Genomic DNA, 26,289 nt, shown 5'->3' on the forward strand with positions numbered 1-26,289 from the left:
CCGGCGGTGGCGAGGAGGGTGCTGTCGGGTGAGAACGCCACCGTGAACACTGTTGCCTTGTGGCCGGTGAGGGGTTGGCCGACGGGGGTGCGGGTGACCGGGTTCCACAGCCGCACTGTGTGGTCGCTGCTGGCGGTGGCGAGGAGGGTGCTGTCGGGTGAGAACGCCACCGCGGTCACCGGTCCGTTGTGACCGGTGAGGGGTCGGCCGATGAGAGTGTGGGTGGCTGGGTTCCACAGCCGCGCTGTGCCGTCGTGGCCGGCGGTGGCGAGGAGGGTGCTGTCGGGTGAGAACGCCACCGTGGTCACCGGTCCGTCGTGACCGGTGAGGGGTCGGCCGATGAGAGTGTGGGTGGCTGGGTTCCACAGCCGCGCTGTGCCATCGTCGCCGGCGGTGGCGAGGAGGGTGCCGTCGGGTGAGAACGCCACCCCATTTGCCGTCCCGTCATGGCCGGTGAGGGGTTGGCCGACGGGTGTCCGCTTTGCCGGGTTCCACAGCCAGACCATGCCACCATCGCCAACAGCGGCGAGGGCGGTGCCGTCGGGCGAAAACGCCACGGCGTAGACCGGTAAGCCGGTCTTGATTGGTGGCAAGGCAAGGTCTCCGGCCTGCACCGCATGAAGGACTGCTCGGACCGCGAGTGATCGCTCCGCCAGCTGCGGGGTTGCTGAGCGCTTATGCACGTGACCATGGGCTGCAGGGGTCCCGACAGGCTCGGCTGTCTCTGTTGCCTGAGCTGCACGAGGACCCGTTACCTCTACAATGCGCGGCTCTTCACCAGGGGCCAGGAGAACGGCCTTGACGGTGACAGGGCGACGCCCGGAAGGAGTTTCGGGGCCCGAGCTGCGGGTCGGCGTGGCGTTGTCGTGTTCGGGTGCGGGGTCGTTGCGTGGCTTCTTTCGGCGGGGACGCAGCTCCGCCGCAGCTCGCCATCGACTGCGCCACTCCTCGAGCGCCGGGTGCCTACGATCGGGTGGGGGGATATCTACACCATCCGTGTCCCAGGACATGAGAGTCCGCACCAGCAGCATGACCTTGTCCAGGGTCACGAACCTTGTACCTGCGAAGGCAGCGCTCTGGGTGGCGATGGGTAACTCTGCACCGTTGCCGATCTGCTTCGCCCGCGCCTCAATCCGGCGCAGGGACGGGTCACCGCGTTCCACCTTCAGCCGGCGCAGGTGCTGCGCCTGCTGCTCTAGCCGGGCATCGAACGTGCCTGACCCCTGCATCGCGTTGGTGGTGTCCGTCATGCCTGGTGCCCCCTATTGCTCGGTGCCCAGTAGGCTAGAGGCCGATCCACGGAACAAGACGGAACTTGCACGGACAATCATGAACGCATCGAGTTGGTGACGGTCGTTCTGTGGAACTGTTGGATTGTGCCGCGTTGGCCCTCACCTGATCACATGTCATCCGCATCGTTCGATCCGTGCAGGTCAGCGGCGCACGATGCTGCAAGGTCGATCCATGACACGTCGACAGAACTCCCAGCTCGCCGACTCCGGACCCTTCCTCCCCCTGCACACCGCGGTCGTCCTGCTGACCGCGCTCGTCCTGGGCCTCATCATCGGCGGCCTTACCGCCATCACCGGCGCCCACCCGGCTGCCGCCGTGATCGCCGGACTCACCGCCGCTGGCGCCAGTACCGCCGCCTTGCGGACCCTCATCAAGTGACCAGCGGGAGCGCGCACCGTCCCACGCGCCCCACCCCCACCTGCTGACACTGATCGAGCAGAGGCCCTGCCGCCCGGAGGCAGGGCCCCTGCTCATCGTTGGGTGGACTTGTGTCCTTCGCCTGGGTCGGTCTCGCTTCGCCGGAGGTGCTGTGCCTGCCGCGTGGGGCCGTCCGGCCCTGGCGTCCCGCGCCGGGTGGTCGAGTTGTCCCTCGCGGTCGCGGTCGGCTGGCGGGCAGGCGTGATTACCGTGGTCGACCGTGACCGAGCCGCCTGGGGTGAGGGGCGCTTGTTCTCCGGCTGTTTCGTTGTCGTCTCGCCGGGAAGCCACGGCTGACCGCATTGGATCTGTCGGTGGGCGGCCGCGTCCAGTTGGGCACGCGCGGTATCCATTCCCGTCTCGGGTGCCGTACGCAGGATGCTGGCGGCGGCCGCCTGCTCGGCCTGCGCCACATTTTCGTAGCGCTCAGTGAGTCGCCTCACCTGATGATCGGGCACCGGGTAAAAGCGGTATGCGGAGTCCGGGGGCCTGTGGTCGATGTCGTCGGTCACCAGGGTGGACTTGATACGCCCGATGGCGGCGGGCATGGCCACGGCCAGCTGCCACCCGGTTGCTGCTGCCCGATAAACCGTCTGTGTCAGCTCGGCCAGACCCCCGGCGTCTGCCAGGACCTCACGGACGTCCCGCTCGAGCGGGCGGCCCGGCGTCTCCGGGTTCCAGGCCATGCCGTACAGCAGCTGCCCCATGCGAGTCGCGCTCGCATGCGCGATGAGCAGGGCGGGGTGCGGGGACGTCTTGGGCATTGGCGCGAGCTGGCCCCCGCGTGCCACGTCGTAGCTGGGCAGCGGCAGCTTGGGATGGGCGCGGGGATCGGCGAGATCGACGATCCGGCCCCAGCGGGCCGCGGACTGTTCCCAGACCTGCGCCGCTGTCCGTAGCCGGTCGGCAGCCTGCCGCAGTCCCTCGGCCGTCTCCGAGTCGGCGTGCGCAGCAGCCTGGAGGAGGGCACGGCCGCATAGCAGATTGTTCATCGCGCGCCATCGGGCCAGCTGCTTCAGGTCCGATCCGCTCAGGCTGGGTTGACCGCGGCCGTGCAAGGACTCGAAGGCGGCCCGCGACAGGCGCTCGCAGTCGTCGGCGAGATGCGCGGGAATCGTTCCGGTGGCGTCGGTCGGCAGAGCTGGACGGGGATCGAGCGGCAATGCGAGTGGAAACGCTGCCAGGGCAGAGTTGTTGTGTCTGCCGGCGTCACGGCCGAACACCGAGGCTTGGTCAAGGCTTCCGCGTGCGACGTACAGCTGAACTGCAGTTCCCTCGTTGCTGATGACCTCGCTCAGTGCCTGAGCCACCCGAGCCGCACCCCAGGCCAGGTCCGCCGTGCTGTGCACCAGGTAGGCGCGGGCGGGTTGTTCGGTGAAGGCCAGGGCGTACGGAGTCACCGGAGCGCCGTCCTGGCCGCGGTGGCTGGCGATGAGGTCCTGCACGGCGGCCACGGCTTGCACCGTCCGGGCCAACGCTGTGTTGCCCAGGGTTTCGTCCTCAGGCGTAGGCAACCGCCTGGCCGTACGGCGCAGGGCTCCTTGGGCCGCGGCCAGGTGGGTGGCGGGCCCCGGGTTCACCCGCCGGGGGCGCTCGCCGACGTGCTCAAGTGCGCTCTGCAGGTGTCCGACAAGTTCGCCCAGCAGTCGCACCACTGCGGCCTGCCTGTGCGGGTCGTCAGGCGCGAGGGGAGCGGCGGCCGCCGTCCGCAGGTTCCGGCTGGCCGCCTCATACAGCTCCCCCAGAGTGGGGGGCATGTCTACCGCTCCCGTGTGGCGAGGAGCGCTTCGGCGGCGGTCGCGGCCTTGTCGGCGGCTTCCTGCATCACCGCCCGGCCCTCTTCCGCCAGCCCGGGCCCGGCGGCTGTGCGTTCTAGAGCCTCACGGGCATGCTGCAGCAGGTGCACGTATGGCGCGAGGCCTTCCGCACCGGGCGATGGAGACGGCACATCGATGGGCTGACCGGTCTCAGGCAGCGGCAGCAGATCCCGGCCGGCCGCGCTCGCCTGTGCAGCGATCAGGGCTCGAAGCTCGTCGCTGCCCTCTTCAAATGCGACGGCCCCCGCGACCCGTTCGGCCACGTCGAACGTCTCCCACGCGGCCACCATGACCCGGGACCGGTCCGTCGAATCCAAGGCCGAACTCAAGGACTTAAACATCTCTGGCAGGGACACTCCGCTCCCCCTATCTCGTTCGGTCGGGCAGTGATCGTCTCACTAAGTGCAGATACGCCGGATGCTCTGTGGACAATGACGCACCTGTGGGGAGCTGGGCGCCCGCCGCGGTTTCCAGGTCAGCGTGTGACGTCCTTCAGCCGCTGGAAGGCGGCGCGGAAGACGGCCACGTTGTCGTTGGTCACTGTGTAGGCGATGGCCTTCTGCCAGGACGGCTGGTCGGGGTCGTACTGGGGCGTGATGGGCGCTTGGGTGCCCTCTGGCCACCAGCCCATGCGCACGCCGCGCGGAACCGCCCGGGACAGAGCGATGGTAAGGCCGCGCAGTTCGCCGTCAAACCTCCGTGCGCAGTTCATCGGCCTTCTTGCGGCCGTCGGCCTCCACGACCAGCCGGGCAAACTTGAACGCGTTGGCCGGCAGGGAGGTGAGGTACAGCGCCGCCCGCTCGACGTTCAGCCCGGTGGAGGCGTGGAAGGCGTACCGGGGCCGCCTCGCCGCCGAGGCCCCGCCGCGGTGGTCGGAGCCGGACTCGCCCGCGTTCGTCGGCATCGACCGGCACGACCACGTCACCGGCGGCATGGTCCCCGACTCCGTCACCAGGGCTATCAAGCGGATCAGCGCGTCCGCGCCGGCGTCCCGCTCGCGTGGACCGGCCACTCTCCCTTCGCATCGGCGTGCCACCACCGCCCGCAAGAAGGGCAAGGACGCCGTGCCGATCGCCGACCAGGGCGGATAGGCCCGGCACTTCCGTTCCATGAACGGCTACTTTCCAGCGGGTCGACGGCTGGGAGGACAACGCCACCGCCAACCTCAACTGACCACCCGCCCGCCGCATCCGACCGCGACCAGGAGACCACCCCCATGACCCCTGAACACGATGCCGGGATCGCCCTAGGGAGGCTGGCGCGCCGGGCCCTTCGTCGTGCGTGGGTAAACGCTGCGCTACGCGTCCAGTGTCCTCTGGAGCACTGCTCGGGCGGCCTGCTTCCGCTCGCTGTGGAACGCAGGTCGGCCGTTGTCCAAGATTTGGCCGTCTCGCTGAGCCAACACCCCACTAAATAAGGAGTTGTAGCGAAGAACCCCGCTCCTGCAGGGAGCGGGGTTCGTCCGTGACCCGCGGAGCCGACCGCGGGTACTGTTCTGGTGTCGAAGCAGAACAGGAGATAAGTATGCACGCTCTCCCTCAAGACCACACCGGCGTGCGAATCGCGCGTCTCCGACGAGAACGCCACATCACGCAACGAGCGCTGGCCGACCTCTCCGGAGTCCCGTACAACACGCTGATCAAAGTCGAGCAAGGCCGCCTGGCTGCCACCCCTCACGTCGTCGCCTGCTGCGCCCGTGCCATGCGCGTGGAAGTCGCCACCATCGTCGGGCAGCCCTACGCCGAGGACCTGCGCGCTGATGAACTCGACGTGCTGATAGCGCCGATCCGCGAGGCGCTGGACGTCTACGACCTGGGCGCCGACCCCGAGATCACGCCGCGCCCGCTCACCGAGCTGCACGAGAGTTCCGAAGCGCTGTGCGCCGCCGTCCGCGCCGGCGAAATCAAGCAGGCCGCCAGCGAGGTGGCCGGCCTCATCGAGGAGACCACCACAGCCGCACACACGCACGGAAGCAGCGACGGCTGGCTGGTCCTCGCATCGCTCTACCGCACGTCGTACGACGTGGCGACGAAACTGGGCTACGCGGATCTCGCTCAGCTCGCGCTCACTCGGATGGACTGGGCCGCCCAGCGGGCAAGCAGCGCCGTATTCGGCGGCGCCTACCAGTACTTCCGTGCCCTCACGTATCTGCGGGAGGGCAAGTTCCGCACCGGACAGCGGCTCGTCGACCTCGGCCTGCGAACCATCAACCAGGCGGACCCCTCGTGGGAGCGGGACGTTGTGACTGGGCAGCTTCACCTGGGCGGCTCTGTGATGGCCGGCCGGGCCCACAGCGAGGACCAGGCGCTGGGCCACCTCGAGGAGGCAGAGACCATCGCGGCCCGGACCGGTGAGTCTCCCAAGGTGCTCTGGATGGCTTTCGGCGGCACGAACGTACGGGTCCACCGCGTGGCGGTCCTCGCCGAACTTGACAAGTACGACAAGGCCGTGGAAGCAGCGAACAACCTCGTCATCCCCGGAGACTGGCCGAAGTCTCGTACGAGTCACCACTGGGCCGAGGTGGCGCGGGCGCAGATGTGGACGGGACGCCTGGACGCCTCATTCGCCAGCCTCCTGAAGGCCCGCAAGACGGCACCCCAGCAGGCCAAGTACCACCCCCTGGTGCGCGACACGTACGCCAGCCTCGAGGCGGCCCACCGGCGCCTCCCGGAGAGCTTCCTCTCCTACGGGAGTTGGCTGACCTCGCAGAAGTGACACAGAGTCAACCATTGGCCCCAACTAGCCTGAACTCATGCTAGTTGGGGCCTTGTTGTGGGGCCAGCATGTCGTCACTCGACCTGCGACATGGAGCCGACCATGACGACGACCCCACTCGCGGGCCCTCAGCGCACCTGTCGACGCGCTGACGGCACCGCCACATTCCGCCCGGCCGCACCGGCCGGGAACGTGCTGCACCAGCGGATCACCGTCGCCCCCCGCAGACGCGGCGCCCCTCCCCGCCACGAGGACGCCCTGCGCGTCGGCGTCATGCGCAGGATCGCAGCGGCCAAGCTGAACTTCTGCGGACTCGGCGACCTGGTCGGGGACGTCATGCTCATCGTCTCCGAGCTGTGGACCAACGCCCTGCTGCACACGAGCACCACCGAAATCACGCTGCGCCTGGAGATCGAAGACGGCTACCTGCGCGTGACCGTCGAAGACGGTGAGCCGGGATCCGCCGCACCCCAGCACCACGACAACCCCGACGCCGAGACGGGCCGCGGCCTCCTCCTCGTCCAGCACCTGGTCGAGGAGCACGGAGGAGCCTGGGGGACCGGCAAGGGCGGTGCCGAGACCTGGTGCACCCTCGCCTTACCCGCGGGGACGGCAGCGTGAGCGCCCCCGCCCAGGCCCCGCGCTGGACCCACCCCGTCCGGCCTGCCCAAGCCGACCGCTTCAACCCGGATCGACTGCGCTGGGTTCTGCAGAAGGTCCAGACATGGGCCCCGTACGTCGATGGCCACTTACTCGACGACATCGCGCGCGTAGTCGACGACTACACACCGACCGAGGCCGAGGTCGACGACAGCGCCCTCCGACTCCGCGGCCACCTGATGCGGCTCGTACGCCTCGCCGACGCAGCCCAGGTCACACAAGACGAGCGAGTCACGGAACTCGTCGAACGGGCCCGCACCGTGCGATCCGAGGAGCTGCCCGGCGACCACCGTAGGGCCGTCGGGCACATCCGACGCATGGCGTGGACGCTCGAGGAACTGCTCGACCGCCTGGTGGCGGTCCAGTGCCTCGCCGAGGAGCCGGAGAACCAGTCCCTCCCAGCCACACCCCTGCCGGAGGAGTCGTGACCAGCGCGATGGGTCGTGCAGAACTCACTGGAACAGGTGGGCGCCGCCCGGCGCCCGAAGGAGCAGGCGTGATCACGTTCCCCCCGCCGATGAGCAGCACCCACGAGCGGGAGGTCATCCCCTTCATCACCCAGCGCAAGGGGGAGGACGCCGGGCCCGCGAACCTGTACCTCCTCCGCCGTCGTGGCGGCAGCGAACTCCGCCTGTTCTACGGCGACGAGGACCCGCGGGATCGGCCCGTGCGCAACATGCTCTGGGCGCGCTGCTCGTTCAGCTTCGACCAGAACGGCATGCCGACCGGCGAGCCGCAGTGGAAGTTCATGCACCCGTACCGGCAGATGGCGACGATGCTCGCGAGCCGTTGCCAGGTCTGCACGCGGCCAGCCCGGACCCCGCTCGGCTTGATCTTCCTCACCGGTCCCAAGGACCAGGACCCGGCGTCGTCGCTCCTGCTGACGAACCAGCCCCCCGTGTGCGCCCGGCACGTCCGCACCACGCAGAAACTGTGCCCGCACATGGACGGAGAGCCGAAGGTGCTCCTGGCAGCAAGCGCGCCGCTGTACGGCGTGATGGGCACCGTCTACGGCCTCACCCCTGGCAACCGGGTCGAGGTCGTAGAGCAGCCGGCCGAGCCGCTGAAGTTCGACGACCCCCGGGCCCCGCGCGTGCTCGCCTCCCAACTCGTGCGGCGGCTCTCCTCCGTGCGCGTACTCACTGTGGACGACCTACTGCGCGAGCTGGAGACGGCCGCATAGACCCCTGCCCGGTGGCCGTGATGACTACAGCTCTGCGGCCCCCGGGCAGGCAACAACTCCCGGCGCGGGGAGATGCACCGAATCGTGTCCCCCACGGAGCAGTCACCGCCCCGCGCCGGGGCCAGACGCGTCGGCCGATCCACACGAAGGACAGGCGGCCGGCGTTGGGCGGGCCCGCGGAGCCGCCCCCGGCTCCACCTCTGCAGCGGGCCCGCTCACCCATCGCAACTGCGACCCAGAGGAGACGTGATGTTCGTCCACTCCGACCGCCTGCCCGCGAGCACAGCGGTTCCGCAGGGCACCACCACCCCGAAGCCGTGGGGCATCGGCCGCATGGCGCCGTACCCGACGATGGCCCCCGGCTATGCCCGGGTCGAGCTGGACCGGAGCACCCAGACCGCCGTGTTCTTCGACGGCTCCGGGCAGGTGATGGAAATGCCGGGCCACGGCACCAGCACGGGCACCTCGCCGGCCACGGGCACCAGCCCCGACGGCAACGGGAGCACCCAGGACAGCGACACCGGGAGCGACAACGACCAGTGAGTGATTCACGTCCGGTGTTGGTCGTCACCAGCCTGAACGACCCCACTGCCGACGTGGTGATCAGCGAGCTGCACGACCGGGGCGTCCCGGTCGTGCGGTTCGACTCGGGGGACTTCCCCGCATCACTGTCGGTGGAGGCAGAGATCACCCAGGACGGTCTTCGAGGGCGCCTGACTACTCCGTCGCGCACCGCCGACTTGGCCAACGTGCGCGCGCTCTACTATCGGCGCCCGACCGGCTTCGCCTTCCCACACCTCGACGAGCAGGACGCGCGATTCGCCATCAGCCAGGCCCGCTACGGCCTCGGTGGGGTGATCGCGTCGCTTCCCGACTGCCTGTACGTGAACCACCCGCACTACATCGGGGACGCCGAGTTCAAACCGTCCGGCCTTACCGCCGCGGTGAAGGCCGGATTCAAGGTACCGCCCACGCTCATCACGTCGGCCCCCGACGCTGCGAGAGCGTTCATCGAGCGGAACAGCCCGGTGATCTACAAGCCGCTGTCCAACCCCGTGTACCTGGTCGACAACGTCTCCTCTGTCGTCAAGATCGCCGAGGTGACAACCGCAGACATCGACGACCAGGTAGCCGGCACCGCTCACCTGTTCCAGAAGCTCGTGCCGAAAACGGCAGACGTCCGCGTGACCGTCATAGGCCGGCACACGTTCTGCGTCCGGATCGACTCCGGCCTCCTCGACTGGCGGGCCGACTACAACCGTCTGCGCTACACCCCTGTGCCGACACCCCCGGACATCGAGCTGGCGCTCCACGAGTACCTGGACCACTACGGGCTTCTCTTCGGAGCTTTCGACTTCGCGGTGGATGCCGAAGGGCGATGGTGGTTCCTGGAATGCAACCCCTCTGGCCAGTGGTACTGGCTGGAGACCGAAACCGGTCTGCCGATGTGCGCAGCCCTGGCCGACCTACTGGAAAGGAAGCCGTGAGCGACCACGACCAGCTCCTGCGGCAGCTCATCGACACCATGACGGCCAGCGGCTCCCTGCGCACAGAGCCGTGGAAGCGCGCCGCCGCAGCAGTCCCCAGGCATGAGTTCCTGCGCAGCGGGTTCTTCCGCGTGGTGCCCGGCGCGTCACCTTCCGCCTGGGCTCCAGTCCTCAAGGATAGGGACGACTGGCTCACCGCCTGCTACGCCGACGAGTCCCTGGTGACCCAGATCGCGGGCACGATCAAGCCGACGGACATCCACGGCGAGATCATGCGGGAGCCGACCAGCTCCAGCACGCTCCCATCGCTCGTACTGCGCATGCTGGAAGAACTGCAGGTGGAACCGGGCATGAAGGTACTGGAGATCGGCACCGGCACCGGCTACTCCACTGCGGTGCTCTGCACGCGCCTGGGCGACGACCATGTCACCTCGATCGAGTACGACGAGGGAGTGGCCCAACAGGCTCGGGAAGCCCTCGGCCGGCTCGGTAGATTCCCCAACCTCCTGACGGGCGACGGACTCCTCGGGGATAACGACAACGCGCCGTACGACCGGATCATCGCCACCTGCGCCGTACGCACGGTGCCTGCGCCCTGGCTCGAACAGACCCGGCCCGGCGGACAGATCCTGACGACCATCGGTGGCTGGCTGAACGCGTCCGAACTGGTCCGGCTGACGGTTCACGAGGACGGCACGGCATCCGGGCCGGTGCTGGGCGGACAGGTCAGCTTCATGCTCGCCCGCCCCCACCTTCCACCCACGCTCGGCATCCTCCCGGACCTCAGCGCCGGCAAGGAGCGCGAGGCCTCCATCGGCGCCCACGTTCTGACCGACTGGACAACACGCTTCGTCGCACAGTTCGCCGTGCCGACCGCGCAACAACTGAGGCTGCGCCTGGACCAGCACGATGAGGAGGTCCTGGTCGACGCCGAATCCGGCTCCTTCGCCGCGCTTCACGAAGAGGACGGCCGCTGGATCGTCCGCCAGAACGGCCCACTTTCCCTGTGGGACGCAGTCGAGGAGCAGCTCGGCCGCTGGCACGCCGCTGGTACGCCGGCGGTGGAAGAGGCCACCGTCCAGGTCACAGCGGAAAACCAAAGCATCCACTGGTAGGCCGGAACCGCAGGCCCTGCTCTTCCGCCCCCTCCGGTGGACGAGCAGGGCCTTCCCGCGATCCGGAACCAGTCAGGCGCTCGGCACAGCGTAGGGGTGTAACAGAACGCGGCCGTTGACGTTTGGGCTGTGAAGGGGGTTGCGCTTTGCCTCAACCCCACAGCGCTTCGGAGGAATGGTGACGACCGCGATAGTCCCCTTTTGTCCGAGAACGGCAGGTCGCACCTGCAAGCTCGCACCGGAGACCAAGCCGCCCGCGGCCGAGACGCAGCCGGTCGTGGACCCCGAACCCAACGGCCCGCCCGTTATCCCGCCACCCGCCGAAGAGGCGAAGCCCGACCTCACCCGCGTAAGGGTCATTTGCTGCGGAGATCGAAGTAGCTCCGAAGATCGCGAAGATAGTCCGGTCGCCGCAACGGGGAGTTGCAGGGTAGGGAAGCATGCTCGAACGTGTTCGATTATTCGCTCAGAGTGATTCTCCGGGGAGTGAAGGCGCAGTATAACCGAGAGAACCAAGACCGGCCCGGGACCGATCAGCCGTCAGCGGCCGTGCGGGCGGCGACGATGAAGTGCGCGCCGACGGCGAAGAACATCGCGCTCATTCCGTTGGGGTCGTAGATGCCGATGAGCGGGCCGGTAAGGAGTTCGAGCTGCATGCCGGCGGCCTGGAGCTGGCCGGAGAGGGTCATCAGTTCGGCGGCGTTGTGGGCGAGGCGCTTGAGCTCGTGGACGGTGAGGATGACCTCCTGGTCGAGGGCGGCCTCCTTGATGTCGTACGCCAGCTTGAGAGCCTTCTGCAGCTCGGGCCGGGTCTTGACGCGGGTGGAGACCTTCTCGGAGAAGATCGACGGTAGCAGCGTCACCGGCGGGGGAGGAGGGCGTACGGCCGCAGGGGCACACCGATCACCTGCAGGACGAGGGAGCGGTGCGCGGCGTGCAGAGTGCGCACGGCGGCCCGGGTCAGGCCTGGTTTCGGCGGCTGGACACCGGCGCGCTCGCGGCCGGGCTTCGTCGGGATCCACAGGAAGCCCGGGTCGCTGCCCTCCAGGGCCTTGGTGATGCCCGCGCGCACGTCGAGCCAGCGCCGCAGGATTTCCACGCTGTGGGCGTCGAGCGGGTGGTCGAAGTCGGCGATCCTCACCACGGGTACGGGACGGCGCTCCAGGTCAACGTCGGTCACGTTCAGCTGCTGGAGCTGGGGCACGGAGCGGCCGGTCGCGGCAACGAGGGCGGCCACCGCGGCGGTGCGGATGGCGGTGGCGGCGTTGGCGCCGGTGGGCCTCCGTACCGCGAGGGTGCGCAGCAGCTTGTAGGCCTGCTCCGCCTCCAGGCGGTCGCCGTGGCCGGAGGCTGGGTAGGGCCGGGACAGGCCGGAGAGGGCGAGGTAGTCAACGAACGCGTTGTACGTCTGGATGCGGGCGCGCTGGGAGTCGTACGCAGCGGCGGCGTCCGGGCCGGTGAGGGTGTTGCGGCGCCTGGTCTCGCCAGCGTCGGCCGCGTCGAGCCAGGAGTCCGCGCGCTCGGGCTCGACAAGCTCTTCGGCGGTGAGGGAGGCGACCTTCTCTTCGTTGAGAATGTGCTCCAGGAACTCGGTGAGCAGCGTGCCACGCAGCCTGACGGTCTCGGCGGCATACCCTGCGTCCTGCTGCGCTTGGAGGAAGGCGCCGATCACGGGCAGGGCATCGGTGGTGCGCGAGTTCGGCTGGGACATGCCCGACACCCTACGCACTGGCTTCTACCTGGGGCGGGGCTCATCGCGGCAACGACAAGCCCCGGGATCACAGACTCGTCCGGACCGTTGTGGAGTCGTCTCGATCGCTAGATGCAAGCTAAGAGGTCAACTGCCGTGTGCAACACCCCCTTCGGGCCTAAAGTCCTATGACCCGTCAGAGCTATGTACGGGCCGACCAGGGCTGATGAAGGGTAGGGGGCGGCTCAATCTACGCGTCGGCAAGCGCGTGAGCCGTACATCTCGTCCGGACCACTGACTGGATCTGTCTATGTCCCTCATGAAGAGGTTGCTGGTTGTTGTCTTGATCGCCCGAGGCGGAGGCTGAAGCAGGCTGTTACCCGCGGTACTAGGGCAAGTACCTGCACGAACGATGCGGTGCTTTGTCGTGGCGGGTTCGAAGTCCTTAGATTCCGCGTTTCGTGGACGGATGTCCACGGTCGTGATCACTCGGCGGGCCCTTGCAGGGCGCAGGACGAGCCCGTCGCCGTTTCTGCCTCGATCAGGGAGTTCGTGATGTCAGTACGTCAGCGTCTTGTCGTCGTGGTCATGGTGGCTGCGATCGTCGGAGGGCTGATCCTCGCGGGTTGTTCGCCGACAGTGGCTGTGACTGTGGCGTCCGGCATCGTCTTCGTCTCCAAGGAGATCTGGATGCCCGCCGGCGACAAGCCGCCGGGCCGGCCGTCGGCTGGTAAGCGGCCCCTCGATGTCTCTCCGTCCGACGGGGGTGACGAGGACCGAGTTGGATAACAGCAAGAAGCGAGCAGGCTCCCCTCCCCCGGCCAGCTGCGGGTCTCGTCTCGGTCCGTGTCGGACCAAGTCGGTCCGTGCAGGCCCGATACGGTCCTAGTACGACCCCAAGGCGACCCGGGGGCGGGGCTGGGCCCCACGGAGGCCTCCCGCGCTTCTTGCTGTTATCCAAGGTCCGGCTTGGTCGGCGCCCGCGGGGAGACTGCTCGATTTCCTTGCCTCCCCGGGGACGTCACCCCTACAGACGGGGCAGTGGGCTTTCGCGTTACAGACCGAGGGGTGAAGCGTCTGTGGGAAGGTGAGCGCCATGGCGACCGATTCCGTCCTCGAGGACCCCGCCCTCATCGCGCTGATGGAAGCCGCGATGGCCAGGCCAGCCTTCCGGGAGGGCTTCGCCCAGGTGTCCCGCGGCCTTCTGGCCATGGTGCCCCCGCAGGCCACGCTGGAGGCCATGGGCCGCAGCGTGCTTCCTTTCATGCAGGCGCTGGCCCTCCACGACCGCGCACGCGTCAACCAGCTTCTCAACGAGGCCCACCGGTCGGCCGTCTCAACCCAGCAGGAGCCCACCGAGGAGGAGGTCGCCGCGCTCGCGGACGCCGTGCGCGACTTCACCAGCTCCCAGGCCGGCTTCATACCGCGCAGATGGCAGATGCAGGCGTTCGTCTACTTCTGCGGCCTGGTGTGGGTCCTCGCGCTCATGCAGGTGTCCTTCCAGTCCGAGACCGCCGATGCCTTCCTCGACGAGTTCGCCGAGAAGCTCCCATTTGCGGCGCCCGTGGTGTACGCCGCGCACCTGGCCTGGAAGCGCTACGCCTCCGGCCCCGAGGATGAGGACGACGCGGACGGCCAGGAGCACGACTCCAACTGAGCGCGCGGATCAGCCCGCCTTCAGAGCCGTGCGTGCTTGTTCCAACTGCTCCACCGTGATGGCCCCGGCATCCGGCAGGCCAGCCTGCGCCCATGCGGCCTGCGCGCGGGGGACGGCGCCGCCGGCGTCGTCGGTGAGGATCTTCTTCGCGAGGTTCACGGCGATGGCGCCATCGCCCAGGTCCATGAGGTGGGCGAGCATGCGGACCTGCTTGGTGGCGGAGGCCTTCTCGTTGTACCGGAAGACCAGCACCCAACGGCCCTGCAGGGCGCGGGCCCGCTCGATCAGGTCGCGGCCGCGGTCGGTCTCCTGCTGCTCGGTGCGAATGTGCTCCGTGTCCCCCGCCGGGTTTCGCAGGGTCAACAGGCCCCGCCGGCTGGACTCCTCGATCTCGACCTTCTCCAGGAACGCCACGAACCGCGAGGCGCTCTCCAGGCGGCTGATGTCCTGCGCGGCCTGCTGAGCGACTAGGTGCAGCTCGACGGTGAGGGCGTGCACGCGGCGGCCCCACGCGGGTTCCTCGCCGGGCGGGCAGGGCCCGGCAGCGTGTGCGGCGGCGATGACGAGGCTGTAGTCCACGCACCCATCATGGCGGCCGCTGCCGATAGGCAGCCGATGGCAGCCGCGTCCGGCCCGACGCGGGCGTCGAGACCTCGCCGCCGGTGGTTCGCTTCAGGTGATTGTCGATCTCGCAGCGGGTCCCAGGTCGTACAGGCTCAGGCCGTGCTCGCGGACGTCGAGCCGCCTCGCGCACGCAAGAGGGGGCCCGCCCGCTTCAGGTGGGCCCCCGTGCATTTGAGCGGAGGAGCTATCGGGTCTGGACCAGCCAGATCAGGCAGGCGATGACGAAGCCGCCGACACCGGATCCAGCACCATAGGCCACCCCGAGGACGAAGCGGCGACGGATGGCCTTACGGTTTCGGCGCCACCAGCCGGAAGCCGGTTGCCACCACGGCGGCGGAGGGTTGCCGCGGCCGCTGGTACCTGCATTACGATTCATATTGAAGCTCCTTGTGTTTCGCGACTGAGTGAGCTCGACATAGGGACCCCACCAGCACGGTTTCTCAGGCCGAGTGCTGGGTAGCAGGGGTCCCTTTGTCGTTGGAGACAAGTCTACCGAGACCGACGGGTGCCGAACTTCCTGCTGGGGCCGCGATCGGCGTCCCGTGTAAGGGGTTTGACGACCGGTCAGCCTTTGGCCTAGGTATCAAGATGGTTGTCATCGAACCAACTTGATGTGGTAACTCTGCGTGACGTCCTCCGGGTGGTCTCCGGGAACCTTCTCTCATAACGATTAGGTAACTGACCGCGAGGTGCGCCATCTCCCTCTCCATCCCCGGTGTCTCACCACCCCTCCCTTTCGGATCTGCCACACAGACGTGCGCCCTCCCCGGACTCCTTGTCCTATTTTGGTATGAGGAGGGGCAAGCGGTCCGGGCCGATCCGTTACACCAGGAGCTCGCCGCCGCGGCGGATGATCGGGGTCGGCTCGTACACGGCCAGGAGGACGGCTTCGGCGCGGTCGGGGCTTTTCATGCCGCGAGCGCGCATCGCCTTCTTCGACTCGATGACCGTGTGGCCGCCGCTGTTGTACTGCAGCTTCGGGGTGGTGAGCTGGATCGCGGCGTTGCGGTCGGTGCGCAGCCGGAGCCGGCCGACGCCGGTGCCCGGGTCGGGCTGCAGGAGCGCGCGGGTGGCGAGCCACATCTCGTCGCGCTTCTTGAAGGGCCGCGTGACGGCGCCGGGATCGTCGTGGCCGGGGGACTCGGAGACCATGACGCCAGCGATGTCGGCGCGGTGCCGACCGTTCTCTGCCCAGGTCTTGAGCATGCCGACGGCGCCGTGGCCCAGGCCGTTCTGGTCGATCTTGACGCGGACGGGAGCGGTGGAGCCGAGGGCGTCGGCCAGGCGCTGCGCCTGCTCGATCTCCTCCAGGATCCGCTGGGCGACCTTGACCTGGTTGTCGTTCGTTGCCGCTGGAGTGGTGGCGGTGCTCTATCGCGTCGCCGACGCACCGGTAGATGGTGAACTCGTCGCCGCCGTCCGCGGCGACGTCGACCCCGAGGCGGACCCAGGCGCCGCGCTTGACGGTGTGGGTGAGAGCCGACTTTGCACAACAGCTCCCAACTACCCTCGTCAAGACCTCAGCCCCAGCAAGTCCGCCACGACGGTGGCAAGGTTGACTGTTCAGGCGCGCGTATGCCACCTCAGCCACAGAAAGCGCCAGCCACGCTTCATGCTGTTGCGTTGGCGCGGCTTCACTTGCCCGCACTGATCAAAGCTGAGTAGCCGACACGCCCGAGGACCGGCGCTTGCGCCGGCCCGCAGGGCCTGCTGGAGATCCGCGAGCCTAACGTCCTTCATGCACTAAGAAGTCGCAGCCTTCAACGCGCCGCTGACCTGCGCAAACACCCGTTCTGATCCGATCGAGGAGACGGCATACCCGATCGGGGAGTCACCTTTGGCGACTCACAGATCGGGTTGATCCGATGCTGGTAACGGGTTGACCCGACTACAGAAGCGGGTCAACCCGACTCTGGGATCGGATCAGGTGCCCCTGAGCGAACTGCTCATGTGGCACATCGATCCGACTATCCAGCGGGATCGCTTAGCAATGTGGTAATGCTCTTCCTGGTAAGTGATCTGTTCCCCGAGTCTGATCGCTTACCGAGCCCCATACCGACTTGTAGGGACGGCCTTCACATGGCAGAGCAGGCGCGGAAGATCCTCGCCCTGGTCGATCAGGACACAGGCGAGTTCGAGGAGGTGTATCGCGCCAACTACGCGTTCGACGGAGCGCACATCAACGTGGGCATCCGCAAGGGCCGGGAACTGGCTTCGGCCGCTTCAGGCCTGACCGACAGGGAGTTTCGGGTCCTCGTCTGGTACTGGTTCGCCACGGAGACGAGCGAGGAAGCCATCATGCGTACGGGTGCGGATATCGCGGCGGAACTGGGGATGAGCCCGGATGCTCTATCCAGGGTGGTGAAGGTCCTCAAGCAGGCTCGGCTGCTGGTTGAGGCAGGCGGACTCGGGCGGACTACCTTCTACCGGTGCACGCCTTACCTCGCCTTCATCGGTACGGGCTTCGCTCACCGTGAAGCTGTCAAGGACTGGAACCCGCCAGAGACCAGGGTGCGCGAGCCCCGTGACCGCCGGCGTCGGAAGAAGGGCGAGGCCTGATGAGGATTCACGACGCGGAAGACGTGCAGTACCTGCTGAGGAAGACGGGACGCGTCCTGAGCCCCAACCAGCGGATCGTCGTGATGCTCTACGCATCCTCAGAGCAGCGGCCCGACGGAACGGTCATGATCAAGGCCAGCGAGCTTGCCGCTACTGCAGGGATGACCCCGCCGGTGCTCTCTCGCACCCGCAAGGAGCTGCTCGAGGCAGGATGGTTGGAGATTACCGGCAGTGTGGGCAGCGTAAAGCACTTCCGGCTCGCCCCCTCCCTATTCGAGGACCGCGGCCCCGCCGGACGCCACCTGCGAGCTGTCGGAAGTTGAAGCGCAGTGCAGCGATCCGACTCGAGAGTCGGATCGCTGCACTGTTCAAGAGCCTGACTGTCTGAGGCTTGTCCCTGGATCGATGTCCCCAGCAGCCTCGGGTGGGTATACCGCGGTATACCCACCCGAGGGCCACCCTCCTTGCGGGCTCGTCGATGCCGTGACCTTCTGGCGTTTGCTACGCGGACTGCCACCACACCGGGCGCATGACTTCGCCGTTTCCATGATGTCTTGGGTATATCGGACATGACGGCCTCTACTGCTCCAGGCCCAATACATGACCTCACGTGGCTGATCTGAGAAGCTACCCCCAGTCCGAGTACCGGAGCCCATCGCTCTGGGAAGCACACGGAGTGGAGCACCATGCCTTCCTCAGTCCTCGTCGTCTCTACCGATCCACAGGGGTCCACGATCTGGTGGGCCGACCGCGTCGGTGACGACCTGCCCTTCGACTTCGCCACCGCTCATGAAGATCCAGACAGCCTTGCGGACCTGAAGAACCTCGGCGCCCAGATTCACGTCATCGCCAACCAGAAGGGCGGCGTCGGCAAGACCACCACCACCGTCAACCTCGCCGCCGTGGCCCACGACGTCCTCGGCGAGAGCAACGATCGGCAGCACGTCTTCATCGACACGCCTGGCAGCCTCGAGAATGAGCACATCCTTGCTGCCGCCCTCGATGTCGCCGACGACGTCCTCATCCCTATGCCCCCAGAACCTCTGGCGTTTGACCCAACCGCTCGCACTATCGAGCATGTAGTCGTCCCCAGAGGCCTGCCCTACACGGTAGTCATCAATGCGTGGGACCCCCGCGATGGGCGTGCCGACCTCGACGACACCATCGCTTACATCGACGCCAAGGGCTGGCCTCGTGCCAAGACCGTCATCCGCCGTTACAAGATCCACACCCGGGCGGCGGCCGAAGGCAAAGTCGTAACCCAGTACGCCGACAACGGCACCACCCTGCGGGCCCGCCAGGACTACCTGCGCCTTGCCCTTGAGCGCGGATACGGAGGGCGTCGCTGATGGCCGGCAAGCGCGTCTCTCTCGCCTCCCTTGCACAGAGCAAGGTCGAAGCCGTACCCGGAGCCAGCCGCCCCGACCTCATCCACGTTCACCCGGACACTGTCGCCCCTACGCCACTAAATCCGCGGCGTACCTTCGACGAGACCGAACTTGTGGAGCTGGGCGAGGACATGCGGTCCGGACAACTACAGCCCTGCGTAGCCGTGGGCAAGGCCGCCTACCTCAAGCTCTACCCCGAACACGCCGATCAGCTTCCGGACGCTTGCCGGTACGTGATGGCTGCCGGGGAGCGACGGTGGCGGGCCGCCGTCAAGGTCGGTCTCGACACCCTCGACCTGATGTTGCGGCACGACCTCACCGAATCGCGCGTCCGCTTCCTTGCAGCGGTGCTCTCGGAGAACGTGCAGCGCGCCAACTTCAACCCCATTGAAGAGGCCGACGGCCTACGCGCCATGCTCGACCTCCACAACGGCAACCAGGCCGCGGCAGCCCGGGCTATGGGCAAGTCAAAGCAGTGGTTCAACCAGCGGATCGGGCTGCTGCGCCTCTCCGATCAAATGGTGGAACTCGTGTTCGCCGGCAAGCTGACGGCGTTTCGGGACATGCGCCGATACGCGTCTTTGCCCCCGGAGGAGCAGTACGCGACGTGGAAGCGGGACCAAGAGCAGCCTGATCCCCCGAAGCCGGCCTTGCCCAAGACGGGACCCCATGAGCCGCAGAAGCCAGCGGAGACGTATACCGCGGTATACACCCCTAGCCAGGAACGCACGGCGGCGGAACCCATGGCAACGACAGAACGATACGCAGCAGTCGATCAGCAGCCCGTCGACCCGAGAACACAGCCGTCAGTTGCTGTGCTGCCGCAGCCGAGCCCCCCTGCACTCACTGGACCAGCAGAACAACGGCAACCCAAGCGATTCCCATATGACAACGGCACAGAGGCCGCAGAGTATCTGATCCTCAAAATGCCGCGGGAAGAGTTCAAAAAGATGCTCGACGTGTGCAATGAGCACTGGAAGAAGCAGTCGGCGAACGTCTCCTGAGCTGCTCCCAGAGGCCCCGTGTACCCAGCCTAGCCGGGCACTCGGGGCCTTCTCCGTTCCACTTGCAGGCGGGCCGCACCCCTGAAGGAGTCGCGATTTCAGCTGAGACGACCCCTGTCGTTGAGCGGACTCAGCAGAATCGCCGAGTGCCCCAACGTGGGCCTCAGCTCTCTCTACGGACGTACCGCGCCGTCACGCTTCAGCTCAACTGCGACGGACGGCGAGGCGGCGGCACTGCCCGCAGCAGCTCCCACAGCGGCTTAGACCCTGACGCCCACAAGGCCAGCGTCTGTCGGTCAACCACATGCAATCGCTGCTCCCTTGCGAACTTCACGGCCGGCCCACTCACCCGGCCGTTCGTCACAATTACTGCGACATCCGCCCCGTGCACCGGCCGCGCCGTCCCGTTGAGTACCTGGAGATCCGGCGTACCGACAGCCGAACCCTGCGCACCGTTGCGACGGTGCTTGCACTGGATCACCCAACGCCGCCCGAAGGGGTCAGTCGCTTTCACGTCCGCGCCCAAATCACCACCCCCACCAACGCGCTGAGCGTCCCGGCAACCATCGCGGTGCATCAAATCGCGCACCGCATCCTCGAACCGCGCGTGATGCAGCGCGTCGAGCTGCTGCAGCCCGTAGCGCAGGCCCTGCGCACGCACAGCATCCCACCGGGCCTGCTGCTGCCGGTTGTAGAGCCAGCCGGCACCCCCGAGCAACGCGAGGACCAGGATGACGAGAAGCACCCACCAGTGCGCCAGCAGCCAGTTGACCACCATCACTACCAGAATGATGGCCGCAGCTGTCACCGTGAGGAAACCGATCAACTGGGCTTCTCTCTGCTGCTGGCGCTTGCCGCGACGCCGCGCACGCCGCCTCACCGGCGGCCGTCGACGCGTCATCGGTTCCCGTCCGAAGACCCAAATCGGATCGGATACGACACCGTGGGCTGCGGCCGAACACGCGGCGGCGGAATGTCATCGAACCGAATCGGATACTGCACCGTCGACTGCGGCTGTGGAACCGTACCGCCACCTCCTGCCGACGCATCGCTGTTGCCGAACGCCACCACGGCTAACGCGAAACCGGCAAAGATCGTCATTTCCCGTCTGGCACCCGGAGCCCACCGCGAATGTCCCAGGACCGGTGTCCCATCAGAGCGCACATATGGGCGTACCCAAGGCATAAAAGCCTCCCCCTCGAAGCCAGTTGAACACGACCGCCATAGTGACAGCAGGCACTGACAGTGGGTCTGCACTGCACCACGGAGTGTGATCAAGGAGGGGTGCGAACGGGTCAGAACCGAGCAGGGCTCTGCCCCGCACCCCGGCCACCCTGCTGAGGAGGATGGGAGCAGGGGATCTTGGATGCGGGTGGTTGGGTGGTGGAGTGGTGGGTCGCGGTGCGGCCCCCTCGTCGGACGGCCCTCGGAGGGCATCGCACCACTCGCCGGCCATCCAGGACGCCCAAGGGCGCCGCTTCGCGGTCGGGCAAGCCCGATCCTGGACGTCCGACGAACGGCGCGATCGGGCTTCGCCTGCCGCCCAACGAGGGAACCACCCCGCTCAGCCCGACTCGTGCTGCAGCGTAATCTGGACCGTCGCTCTGCTGGGCGTGGCCGCCTGGACGCCGGACTCCGCACTGCGGGCCCTATTGCGGCTGGTCGGCACCGCAGCGGTCTACGCCGTGTGCGCCCCGCTGTGGCGCGGTGATCGCCGTCTGGAACGCGAGCAGCGCCCCGAGCCATCCTGCCGGAGACCCAGGCGCACACCCAGGTGGTCGTCGCCATGATCGAGGGGCAAACCCGTGTCGCCGAGAAGGTGTGGGAACACCGCACCGAGGTCGCCCGGGTCGAGGCCACCAGCAGGACGGTCGACGCCCTGGTCGCCGCGAGCGAGGCTCGTCCGACCCGCGCCGTCGCCCCGGGCGACGAGCTGAACGTGGCGGCGCTGCTCAAGGCCGCAGGGCACAAGGCGCTGGCGAGCTGACCGCAGCACAGCGCGAAGCACAGCAGCGACGAAGCCCACTCCGCCAAGCGTTAGCCGCGCAAGTTCACCACCGCCGCGACGCTCACCGAGGCGGCGTGCGTAGGGGACCCCTAGTACCGAGCCGGCAGGGCCCCGGGCGCGAGCGAGAAGACGATCCTGGCCCCGGGCTACGTGGTGGTGGAACCCGAATCGGAGGAGCGAGGGGCCGGATCGCTGACGCCGGACCCGGAGGCCCACCTACGGACTTTCTCGGGCTGGGACCACAGCTGGCCGGCGAAGGACGACGAAGGGCGCTGGTGCTACCAGTGGCGCAACCCGCGCTTCTCTGCATGCTGATGAGGCTGCCCGCCCCTCGAGTCCGGGCCAGCCCCCGGAGAGGGACGGGCCCGGCTCTATCGGCGGGAGGCTGGGGCCGGGTCGGTCAAGGAGGCGGTGGCCCACCACGCTGTCCCGACCCCAGCAGCAGGTAGAGGAGCGTCACCACCCCCGCGCTGATCAGCACGGCGGTCCCGACAGCCGGGTGGCGGTACGCGATGTACCCGGTGAGCGCCCCGGCGAGCAGCAGGACGAGGACGCGCAGGTCGAGTGGCCCGTTCACCCGGTCACCGCCGAGCTGTCCGGCGGAGCCACGATGACGCAGGCAGCGGCGAGCTTCTTGGCGAGGCCCCAGGTCGAGTTCCGGTCGCCGTCTGGGTCCCGGTCCCGCAGGGGGCTGAAGTGTTCGTCCATGAAGCTTGGAACGGCCTTGCCCAGGCAGACGCCGGCATCCGCGAGGATGAGGGCGCCGATCAACGGCAGACTTGTCATCGGCCGCGCGCTGCCTGGAACCAGCAGTTCCAGGTCATGGGTTCGGCAGCTCGACTGCTGGATGCTCGGCCCTTTAGGCTCGATAGCGGTGACGATGGCTTCTCTCCTATCAGTCAGTGTCTTGTCGCAGAGCGCAGATCTGAGGTGGAGCGGCTTTCGGACTACGCGGGCGGCCCCCTGTTGGCGCGGGGGGCCGCCGGTTCCTACCTCCCGGGTGTCGGAGATCGTCGGACTACGCGTCGGCCAGCAACCCGTTGGCGCGGTCGGTTGCAACAGGACGTCGTGCTCGGGCCTGAACCCTCCGCAGGCGGACTCTTAGCGGTGCTGATGTCCCTGTTCTGCTACCGGTGTTGCTGGTCTGGGGGAACGATACGCACTGCACGCTCAGCGCCCACAACCGTCACGTTTCAGGGACCTGGGCATACCCGATGCGTAGTGCACCCCATTGGGGCGATTTCGGGATTTAAGCCGCATACGCATGCGCCTAGCCGAACGCGCCGAGTCGTCGTCCTCCGTGCCCTCCCTTCGTCCTCTTCCTTCTTGTATTTGCCCTGGTCAGCCGTTTTTGTAAGGCCGGAACGAGCTGCGTGGAGAGCGGTGCGCCCGCGAACGGGGGCTCGCCGGGGCACAGGATGACGGGCGGATCGCAGTAGTCCAGCGTCGTCTGGGTCTTGCCGACACCTCCCTGCTCACGGCATCGGGACGCCCTGTCGAGGCGCACCTTCGGGCTAGCGAGTCGGATACCTATGGGCCGACGGGAGCACTACCGGTCGCGGCATCTGCAGACAGATCGCCGGGACGGAGTCCAGAGCGAACAGGAGGTCCGTCCTCCGACGATGCCGCCACGGGTGTTCATCGCTCCCTCGGAACCTCCGACTGCGGCCACCGCACCCGGGTGTGCACGGACATCCGGCGATGACTCATCCCGGAAGAGCGCCTCACGGCGGCTGATAACAAGCCCTCTGGTGGGCTGGCTCCCGCAAGACAAAGGCCAGGTCAGGCAGCTCAAAGAGACTGGCGTTCGGTGTCGACCGCGCGTCGCAGGGCCACCAGCTTGAGGGGCAGCAGTTGGCGCAGCCTTTCGTACCGCAGCCGGCCGACCCTGTACGACGTGATCAGCCCGTTCTCCTCCAGCGGCATCCCGCGCGGGCGGATCACCGTGCGTCCTTCGTCGTCGAGGATGCCGTCCTCGTTCATTTAGCCAGCGCTCCAGCGCGGCCCGGGTCAGCGCCGAGGTCTAAACCCACTCCCCCTCGATAGTGCCGCCGCCGGGCGCCATCAGCGGCCCGCTTGCTGCCGCAGAAAGCGCCGCTCCTTGTACCGGCGCACCAGCTGCCACCGCTTCGTGGTGGACAGGTTCTCCCGGCAAGCGTCGAGGAACGCGCCATGGCGGCGCACAGAGGACGCCCCGACGAGATTTTTTCGGTGCCGTGTAAAGGATCCGGCGGCTGTACGCCTCTCAGCATCCGTACGGCCGCCGCTGCTTCACCGTGGAGCGCTGGGCCGCAGAGTGGAGGAGGTCCGGTGGAGCTGACGGATGCTGGAGTCGCGTTGGTGGTCGTGGTGCTGCTCTTCTCGTCGGCGCTGAGTCGCGTGCTGGAGAGCGTGGCGTTCCGCAACCGCGCGGCGGGCAAAGCCGAGATGATCCGTGCGAAGGCCGAGTCGGGGAAGGCCCGCGGCAAGCGGCGGGCGAGGAAGGGACGGCGTGGCTGATCAGGACAGGCCGCGGGTGCGGAACGCCGAGGCCCTGCGTGAGCTGGTGGCGGACCGGTACGGGTTGATGGTCCGGTACGCCGCCGGCCACCTGGGCAACTACGGAGTGCCGCGGTCGTCCGCCGATCCCGAGGACGTCGTGCACAACGCCCTCGTGTCCGTGCTGGACCAGGACCGCCCGATCCGATTCATCCGCCAGTACACGTACACCTGCATCCGGCGGGAGGCCCGCCGCGCGGCCCGCCGCTACTACAAGGGCAAAGGATACGAATCGCTCGACGCCGACGTGAGGGCGGAGGACGAGCCGGTGGTGCTGTCCTTCGAGGAGGAGGTAGTCCAGCGGGACGTCATCGACAAGGCATGCGAGGACCTGCCGCTGCAGCAGCGGCGGGCGTTCTTTCTGACGCACGACCTCGGTATGACCCATGCGCAGGCAGGCAAGGTGCTGGGGACCGCGACGGCGACGATCAGCGTCCACTGCAGCCGGGCGGTCAGGGCGCTGCGTGCATCCCTCGCCGGGGTAGGGGCGGCGTTGGTGGCGTGGGTCACCGCGAGCGTCGTCCGGGGCAAGCAGGAGATGATCCCGGGGGCCGGCCCCGAGATGCTGCCCGGTTCATACATGGTGGCGACGATCGTGTTCTTCATGGCCGGTCTCAGCAGCATTGTGCTGGCATGGGCCGCTTCTGCGTCCGGGCGGATCTGCCTGCGCTCGTGGCTTGGGCCCGTGGCGAAGGCGCTCGGGATCCTGCCTGAGCAAGGAGGCAGAGAGCAGCACGGCGGCTCCGACTCGGGCGGTGCCCGCGAGCAGTTTGTCCGGGCGCTCTGGGCAGGTAGCCGCCCCCTCGCCCGCGCGGCTTCTCGCTACATGCGGGGAGTCCTCCGCAACCGTGCTGTTCGACGCTGAGCAGAAGCACCGGGGGAACGATCACCCCTCAAGACCGTTCCCCGGGTGCTCGAGTGTTCGGTGACGGGGCTGTCTTCTGAATCCCGGATAAGCTCCCCATATCCAGGTTCCATGGAAGTCGCTCAAATCCGGTGAACAGGGCCAATCATGTCGGATAGTCAGAATGCGGTCGAACCGGTCGTCGTCCCGGCGGCACTGGCCCGGCCGGAGGAGTACGACACCGCGACCCGGGCCGCGCTGGAGCACATCGACCGCCAGGCCGTGCGCACCGTCGCGGACGGCCGCCCGTCGAGCACCCGCAGAAGCTACGCCCAGGACTGGGCGAGCTGGAGGAAGTTCTGCGCCGCCTCCGAGGTGCCCGTGCTCGCCGTCACCCCTGGCACGCTGGTGATGTTCGTCGAGTGGCTGTGGACCCAGCCCGGAGGGAAGACGGGGACCTGCACGGCACCGTCGACCATCGACCGCCGCCTCTCCGGCACCGTGGTCTCCGCCCGCGCCGAGCACGGAGTGCAGATGGAGGACGGCGTCGCCCGCCTCGCCCGCAACCGGCTCAAGCAACTGGTGAAGGAGATGGAGGCCAACGGCGAGACCCGCGGCCGGGGCCAGGCCCCGCCGCTGCTCGTCGAGCACCTGGTGAAGATCAGCGACGCCTGCCCCGACAACCTGACCGGCATCCGCGACCGCGCCCTGGTGCTCATGCACTTCGCCGTCGCCGGCCGCGAGCACGAACTCGCCTTCAACCGGGTCCGCGACTACACCGAGACCCCCGACGGCATCCAGGCCGACCTACGGGTGTCCAAGGTCCGAGCCCGCATCGTCCCGGTCCCCTACGGCTCTCGGCCGTCGATCTGCCCGGTCCGCGCCTGGCAGGCGTGGAAGGAGGCCGCCGGCCTCACCGAGTCGGACGGCTACGCATGGCGCCGACTGCACAACCGCTGGCACACCGTCCTGGAGGGCGGGCTGCAGCCCGAGTCCATCGGCGACGTCATCACCCGCGCCGGCGAACGCGCCGGGATCGAGCTCCGCTTCACCGGCCACAGCCCCCGCCGCGGCCTCGCCACCTCATCCCGCCTGAAGGGCCACGACCAGATCGTCATCGCCAAACAGGGCGGATGGGCCCCCCACTCCAAGGTCCTCGCCGGCTACCTCGAAGTCGTCGACCAGTGGGAGGACAACGCCCTGCTCGGCGTGCTGTGACGCAACTGGAAGTGATCACTCTCTGTGCGCAACGATCCTGTCAGTTTTTGCTGACCTCGTTGGACAGGTTC

Annotated in this window: 30 protein-coding genes; 17 read left to right on the forward strand and 13 right to left on the reverse strand. The window is 67.8% G+C overall.

Annotated features, from left to right (window positions below; genetic code table 11):
• Positions 1–1,250 (reverse strand): WD40 repeat domain-containing protein (locus ACFYWG_RS32980; RefSeq protein WP_389204451.1); only part of this gene is annotated, 1,250 nt, incomplete at its 3' end.
• Between the two features lie 214 nt (positions 1,251–1,464).
• On the opposite strand from ACFYWG_RS32980, the gene ACFYWG_RS32985 reads away from it, so the two are divergent.
• Positions 1,465–1,671, forward strand: coding sequence for a hypothetical protein (locus tag ACFYWG_RS32985; protein ID WP_383503004.1), 207 nt, complete (start codon positions 1,465–1,467; stop codon positions 1,669–1,671).
• A gap of 92 nt (positions 1,672–1,763) precedes the next feature.
• Here the strand turns inward: ACFYWG_RS32985 and ACFYWG_RS32990 are convergent, their stop codons facing one another.
• The 4 genes from ACFYWG_RS32990 to ACFYWG_RS33005 form a co-directional block, all read right to left on the reverse strand.
• The gene (locus ACFYWG_RS32990) at positions 1,764–3,467 is read right to left on the reverse strand and encodes a hypothetical protein (protein WP_383503007.1); all 1,704 of its coding nucleotides are present in this window, start codon (positions 3,465–3,467) and stop codon (positions 1,764–1,766) included.
• Positions 3,468–3,469: 2 nt separating this feature from the next.
• Entirely contained in the window at positions 3,470–3,844 is a 375-nt protein-coding gene (locus ACFYWG_RS32995; protein ID WP_383503010.1) for a hypothetical protein, read from the reverse strand.
• 158 nt (positions 3,845–4,002) lie between these two features.
• The gene (locus tag ACFYWG_RS33000; protein WP_383503012.1) at positions 4,003–4,158 is read right to left on the reverse strand and encodes a hypothetical protein; all 156 of its coding nucleotides are present in this window, start codon (positions 4,156–4,158) and stop codon (positions 4,003–4,005) included.
• Positions 4,159–4,216: 58 nt separating this feature from the next.
• Positions 4,217–4,540, reverse strand: a complete 324-nt coding sequence (locus tag ACFYWG_RS33005) for a hypothetical protein (RefSeq protein WP_383503015.1) — start codon at positions 4,538–4,540, stop codon at positions 4,217–4,219.
• A gap of 512 nt (positions 4,541–5,052) precedes the next feature.
• On the opposite strand from ACFYWG_RS33005, the gene ACFYWG_RS33010 reads away from it, so the two are divergent.
• The 7 genes from ACFYWG_RS33010 (at position 5,053) to tgmC (ending at position 10,688) form a co-directional block, all read left to right on the forward strand.
• A complete protein-coding gene (locus ACFYWG_RS33010; RefSeq protein ID WP_383503018.1) occupies positions 5,053–6,243 on the forward strand; it encodes a helix-turn-helix domain-containing protein in 1,191 nt (396 codons plus the stop codon).
• A gap of 102 nt (positions 6,244–6,345) precedes the next feature.
• Positions 6,346–6,864: an ATP-binding protein gene (locus ACFYWG_RS33015; protein WP_383503021.1), complete on the forward strand. Its 519-nt coding sequence runs from the start codon at positions 6,346–6,348 to the stop codon at positions 6,862–6,864.
• Positions 6,861–7,331: a DUF6415 family natural product biosynthesis protein gene (locus ACFYWG_RS33020; RefSeq protein ID WP_383503024.1), complete on the forward strand. Its 471-nt coding sequence runs from the start codon at positions 6,861–6,863 to the stop codon at positions 7,329–7,331. Before ACFYWG_RS33015 ends, ACFYWG_RS33020 begins: the two co-directional genes overlap by 4 nt.
• 68 nt (positions 7,332–7,399) lie before the next feature.
• The gene (locus tag ACFYWG_RS33025) at positions 7,400–8,086 is read left to right on the forward strand and encodes a hypothetical protein (protein WP_383503027.1); all 687 of its coding nucleotides are present in this window, start codon (positions 7,400–7,402) and stop codon (positions 8,084–8,086) included.
• Between the two features lie 249 nt (positions 8,087–8,335).
• Positions 8,336–8,629 (forward strand): putative ATP-grasp-modified RiPP, encoded by a 294-nt coding sequence (gene tgmA, locus ACFYWG_RS33030; protein ID WP_383503030.1) that lies wholly within the window; start codon positions 8,336–8,338, stop codon positions 8,627–8,629.
• Entirely contained in the window at positions 8,626–9,573 is a 948-nt protein-coding gene (gene tgmB / locus ACFYWG_RS33035) for an ATP-grasp ribosomal peptide maturase (RefSeq protein WP_383503033.1), read from the forward strand. The genes tgmA and tgmB overlap by 4 nt, the downstream gene beginning before the upstream one ends.
• A complete protein-coding gene (tgmC, locus tag ACFYWG_RS33040) occupies positions 9,570–10,688 on the forward strand; it encodes an ATP-grasp peptide maturase system methyltransferase (protein ID WP_383503036.1) in 1,119 nt (372 codons plus the stop codon). The genes tgmB and tgmC overlap by 4 nt, the downstream gene beginning before the upstream one ends.
• A 533-nt stretch (positions 10,689–11,221) precedes the next feature.
• Here tgmC and ACFYWG_RS33045 read toward each other — a convergent pair.
• Entirely contained in the window at positions 11,222–11,551 is a 330-nt protein-coding gene (locus tag ACFYWG_RS33045) for a recombinase family protein (RefSeq protein ID WP_383503039.1), read from the reverse strand.
• Entirely contained in the window at positions 11,548–12,399 is an 852-nt protein-coding gene (locus tag ACFYWG_RS33050) for a hypothetical protein (RefSeq protein ID WP_383503042.1), read from the reverse strand. The genes ACFYWG_RS33045 and ACFYWG_RS33050 overlap by 4 nt, the downstream gene beginning before the upstream one ends.
• 1,075 nt (positions 12,400–13,474) lie before the next feature.
• Here ACFYWG_RS33050 and ACFYWG_RS33055 point away from each other — a divergent pair.
• The gene (locus ACFYWG_RS33055) at positions 13,475–14,035 is read left to right on the forward strand and encodes a hypothetical protein (protein ID WP_383503045.1); all 561 of its coding nucleotides are present in this window, start codon (positions 13,475–13,477) and stop codon (positions 14,033–14,035) included.
• A gap of 9 nt (positions 14,036–14,044) precedes the next feature.
• Here the strand turns inward: ACFYWG_RS33055 and ACFYWG_RS33060 are convergent, their stop codons facing one another.
• Together ACFYWG_RS33060 and ACFYWG_RS33065 are read right to left on the reverse strand one after the other, a co-directional pair.
• Positions 14,045–14,614: a hypothetical protein gene (locus ACFYWG_RS33060; protein ID WP_383503048.1), complete on the reverse strand. Its 570-nt coding sequence runs from the start codon at positions 14,612–14,614 to the stop codon at positions 14,045–14,047.
• Positions 14,615–15,481: 867 nt separating this feature from the next.
• On the reverse strand, positions 15,482–15,811 hold the full coding sequence (locus tag ACFYWG_RS33065) for a hypothetical protein (protein ID WP_383503051.1): 330 nt from the start codon (positions 15,809–15,811) through the stop codon (positions 15,482–15,484).
• Between the two features lie 927 nt (positions 15,812–16,738).
• Between ACFYWG_RS33065 and ACFYWG_RS33070 the strand changes: the two genes are divergently transcribed.
• The 4 genes from ACFYWG_RS33070 (at position 16,739) to ACFYWG_RS33085 (ending at position 19,610) form a co-directional block, all read left to right on the forward strand.
• A complete protein-coding gene (locus ACFYWG_RS33070) occupies positions 16,739–17,218 on the forward strand; it encodes a helix-turn-helix domain-containing protein (RefSeq protein WP_030837007.1) in 480 nt (159 codons plus the stop codon).
• Entirely contained in the window at positions 17,218–17,541 is a 324-nt protein-coding gene (locus tag ACFYWG_RS33075; RefSeq protein WP_383503054.1) for a replication initiation protein, RepL2, read from the forward strand. Before ACFYWG_RS33070 ends, ACFYWG_RS33075 begins: the two co-directional genes overlap by 1 nt.
• A gap of 363 nt (positions 17,542–17,904) precedes the next feature.
• Complete coding sequence (locus tag ACFYWG_RS33080) at positions 17,905–18,567, forward strand: ParA family protein (RefSeq protein WP_383503057.1); 663 nt, start codon at positions 17,905–17,907, stop codon at positions 18,565–18,567.
• Positions 18,567–19,610: a ParB/RepB/Spo0J family partition protein gene (locus ACFYWG_RS33085; RefSeq protein ID WP_383503061.1), complete on the forward strand. Its 1,044-nt coding sequence runs from the start codon at positions 18,567–18,569 to the stop codon at positions 19,608–19,610. Before ACFYWG_RS33080 ends, ACFYWG_RS33085 begins: the two co-directional genes overlap by 1 nt.
• 199 nt (positions 19,611–19,809) lie before the next feature.
• On the opposite strand, the gene ACFYWG_RS33090 is transcribed toward ACFYWG_RS33085, so the two are convergent.
• Positions 19,810–20,511: a restriction endonuclease gene (locus ACFYWG_RS33090; protein ID WP_383503064.1), complete on the reverse strand. Its 702-nt coding sequence runs from the start codon at positions 20,509–20,511 to the stop codon at positions 19,810–19,812.
• 885 nt (positions 20,512–21,396) lie between these two features.
• Here ACFYWG_RS33090 and ACFYWG_RS33095 point away from each other — a divergent pair.
• Positions 21,397–21,597, forward strand: a complete 201-nt coding sequence (locus tag ACFYWG_RS33095) for a hypothetical protein (RefSeq protein ID WP_383503067.1) — start codon at positions 21,397–21,399, stop codon at positions 21,595–21,597.
• A 421-nt stretch (positions 21,598–22,018) separates the two neighbouring features.
• Here the strand turns inward: ACFYWG_RS33095 and ACFYWG_RS33100 are convergent, their stop codons facing one another.
• The 3 genes from ACFYWG_RS33100 to ACFYWG_RS33110 all read right to left on the reverse strand — a co-directional run bounded on the left by ACFYWG_RS33100 (position 22,019) and on the right by ACFYWG_RS33110 (position 23,601).
• Complete coding sequence (locus ACFYWG_RS33100; RefSeq protein ID WP_383503070.1) at positions 22,019–22,195, reverse strand: hypothetical protein; 177 nt, start codon at positions 22,193–22,195, stop codon at positions 22,019–22,021.
• Entirely contained in the window at positions 22,192–22,404 is a 213-nt protein-coding gene (locus ACFYWG_RS33105; protein ID WP_383503073.1) for a hypothetical protein, read from the reverse strand. Before ACFYWG_RS33105 ends, ACFYWG_RS33100 begins: the two co-directional genes overlap by 4 nt.
• Before the next feature lie 1,005 nt (positions 22,405–23,409).
• Complete coding sequence (locus tag ACFYWG_RS33110) at positions 23,410–23,601, reverse strand: hypothetical protein (protein WP_383503076.1); 192 nt, start codon at positions 23,599–23,601, stop codon at positions 23,410–23,412.
• Between the two features lie 327 nt (positions 23,602–23,928).
• On the opposite strand from ACFYWG_RS33110, the gene ACFYWG_RS33115 reads away from it, so the two are divergent.
• The 3 genes from ACFYWG_RS33115 (at position 23,929) to ACFYWG_RS33125 (ending at position 26,218) form a co-directional block, all read left to right on the forward strand.
• Entirely contained in the window at positions 23,929–24,117 is a 189-nt protein-coding gene (locus tag ACFYWG_RS33115; RefSeq protein WP_383503079.1) for a hypothetical protein, read from the forward strand.
• Positions 24,110–25,021: an RNA polymerase sigma factor gene (locus tag ACFYWG_RS33120; RefSeq protein ID WP_383503082.1), complete on the forward strand. Its 912-nt coding sequence runs from the start codon at positions 24,110–24,112 to the stop codon at positions 25,019–25,021. The genes ACFYWG_RS33115 and ACFYWG_RS33120 overlap by 8 nt, the downstream gene beginning before the upstream one ends.
• A 147-nt stretch (positions 25,022–25,168) precedes the next feature.
• The gene (locus tag ACFYWG_RS33125; protein ID WP_383503085.1) at positions 25,169–26,218 is read left to right on the forward strand and encodes an integrase; all 1,050 of its coding nucleotides are present in this window, start codon (positions 25,169–25,171) and stop codon (positions 26,216–26,218) included.
• Positions 26,219–26,289 lie beyond the last annotated feature (71 nt).

The organism is Streptomyces sp. NPDC003456 (genome assembly GCF_042878735.1).
Classification (GTDB): Bacteria; Actinomycetota; Actinomycetes; order Streptomycetales; family Streptomycetaceae; genus Streptomyces.

Coding starts and splice junctions, on each gene's coding strand:
- ACFYWG_RS32985 (WP_383503004.1), top strand. CDS start 1,465: ATGACACGTCGACAGAACTCCCAGCTCGCCGACTCCGGACCCTTCCTC.
- ACFYWG_RS32990 (WP_383503007.1), bottom strand. CDS start 3,467: ATGCCCCCCACTCTGGGGGAGCTGTATGAGGCGGCCAGCCGGAACCTG.
- ACFYWG_RS33000 (WP_383503012.1), bottom strand. CDS start 4,158: ATGGGCTGGTGGCCAGAGGGCACCCAAGCGCCCATCACGCCCCAGTAC.
- ACFYWG_RS33010 (WP_383503018.1), top strand. CDS start 5,053: ATGCACGCTCTCCCTCAAGACCACACCGGCGTGCGAATCGCGCGTCTC.
- ACFYWG_RS33015 (WP_383503021.1), top strand. CDS start 6,346: ATGACGACGACCCCACTCGCGGGCCCTCAGCGCACCTGTCGACGCGCT.
- tgmA (WP_383503030.1), top strand. CDS start 8,336: ATGTTCGTCCACTCCGACCGCCTGCCCGCGAGCACAGCGGTTCCGCAG.
- ACFYWG_RS33050 (WP_383503042.1), bottom strand. CDS start 12,399: ATGTCCCAGCCGAACTCGCGCACCACCGATGCCCTGCCCGTGATCGGC.
- ACFYWG_RS33055 (WP_383503045.1), top strand. CDS start 13,475: ATGGCGACCGATTCCGTCCTCGAGGACCCCGCCCTCATCGCGCTGATG.
- ACFYWG_RS33065 (WP_383503051.1), bottom strand. CDS start 15,811: ATGGTCTCCGAGTCCCCCGGCCACGACGATCCCGGCGCCGTCACGCGG.
- ACFYWG_RS33070 (WP_030837007.1), top strand. CDS start 16,739: ATGGCAGAGCAGGCGCGGAAGATCCTCGCCCTGGTCGATCAGGACACA.
- ACFYWG_RS33075 (WP_383503054.1), top strand. CDS start 17,218: ATGAGGATTCACGACGCGGAAGACGTGCAGTACCTGCTGAGGAAGACG.
- ACFYWG_RS33080 (WP_383503057.1), top strand. CDS start 17,905: ATGCCTTCCTCAGTCCTCGTCGTCTCTACCGATCCACAGGGGTCCACG.
- ACFYWG_RS33085 (WP_383503061.1), top strand. CDS start 18,567: ATGGCCGGCAAGCGCGTCTCTCTCGCCTCCCTTGCACAGAGCAAGGTC.
- ACFYWG_RS33090 (WP_383503064.1), bottom strand. CDS start 20,511: ATGACGCGTCGACGGCCGCCGGTGAGGCGGCGTGCGCGGCGTCGCGGC.
- ACFYWG_RS33095 (WP_383503067.1), top strand. CDS start 21,397: ATGATCGAGGGGCAAACCCGTGTCGCCGAGAAGGTGTGGGAACACCGC.
- ACFYWG_RS33105 (WP_383503073.1), bottom strand. CDS start 22,404: ATGACAAGTCTGCCGTTGATCGGCGCCCTCATCCTCGCGGATGCCGGC.
- ACFYWG_RS33110 (WP_383503076.1), bottom strand. CDS start 23,601: ATGAACGAGGACGGCATCCTCGACGACGAAGGACGCACGGTGATCCGC.
- ACFYWG_RS33125 (WP_383503085.1), top strand. CDS start 25,169: ATGTCGGATAGTCAGAATGCGGTCGAACCGGTCGTCGTCCCGGCGGCA.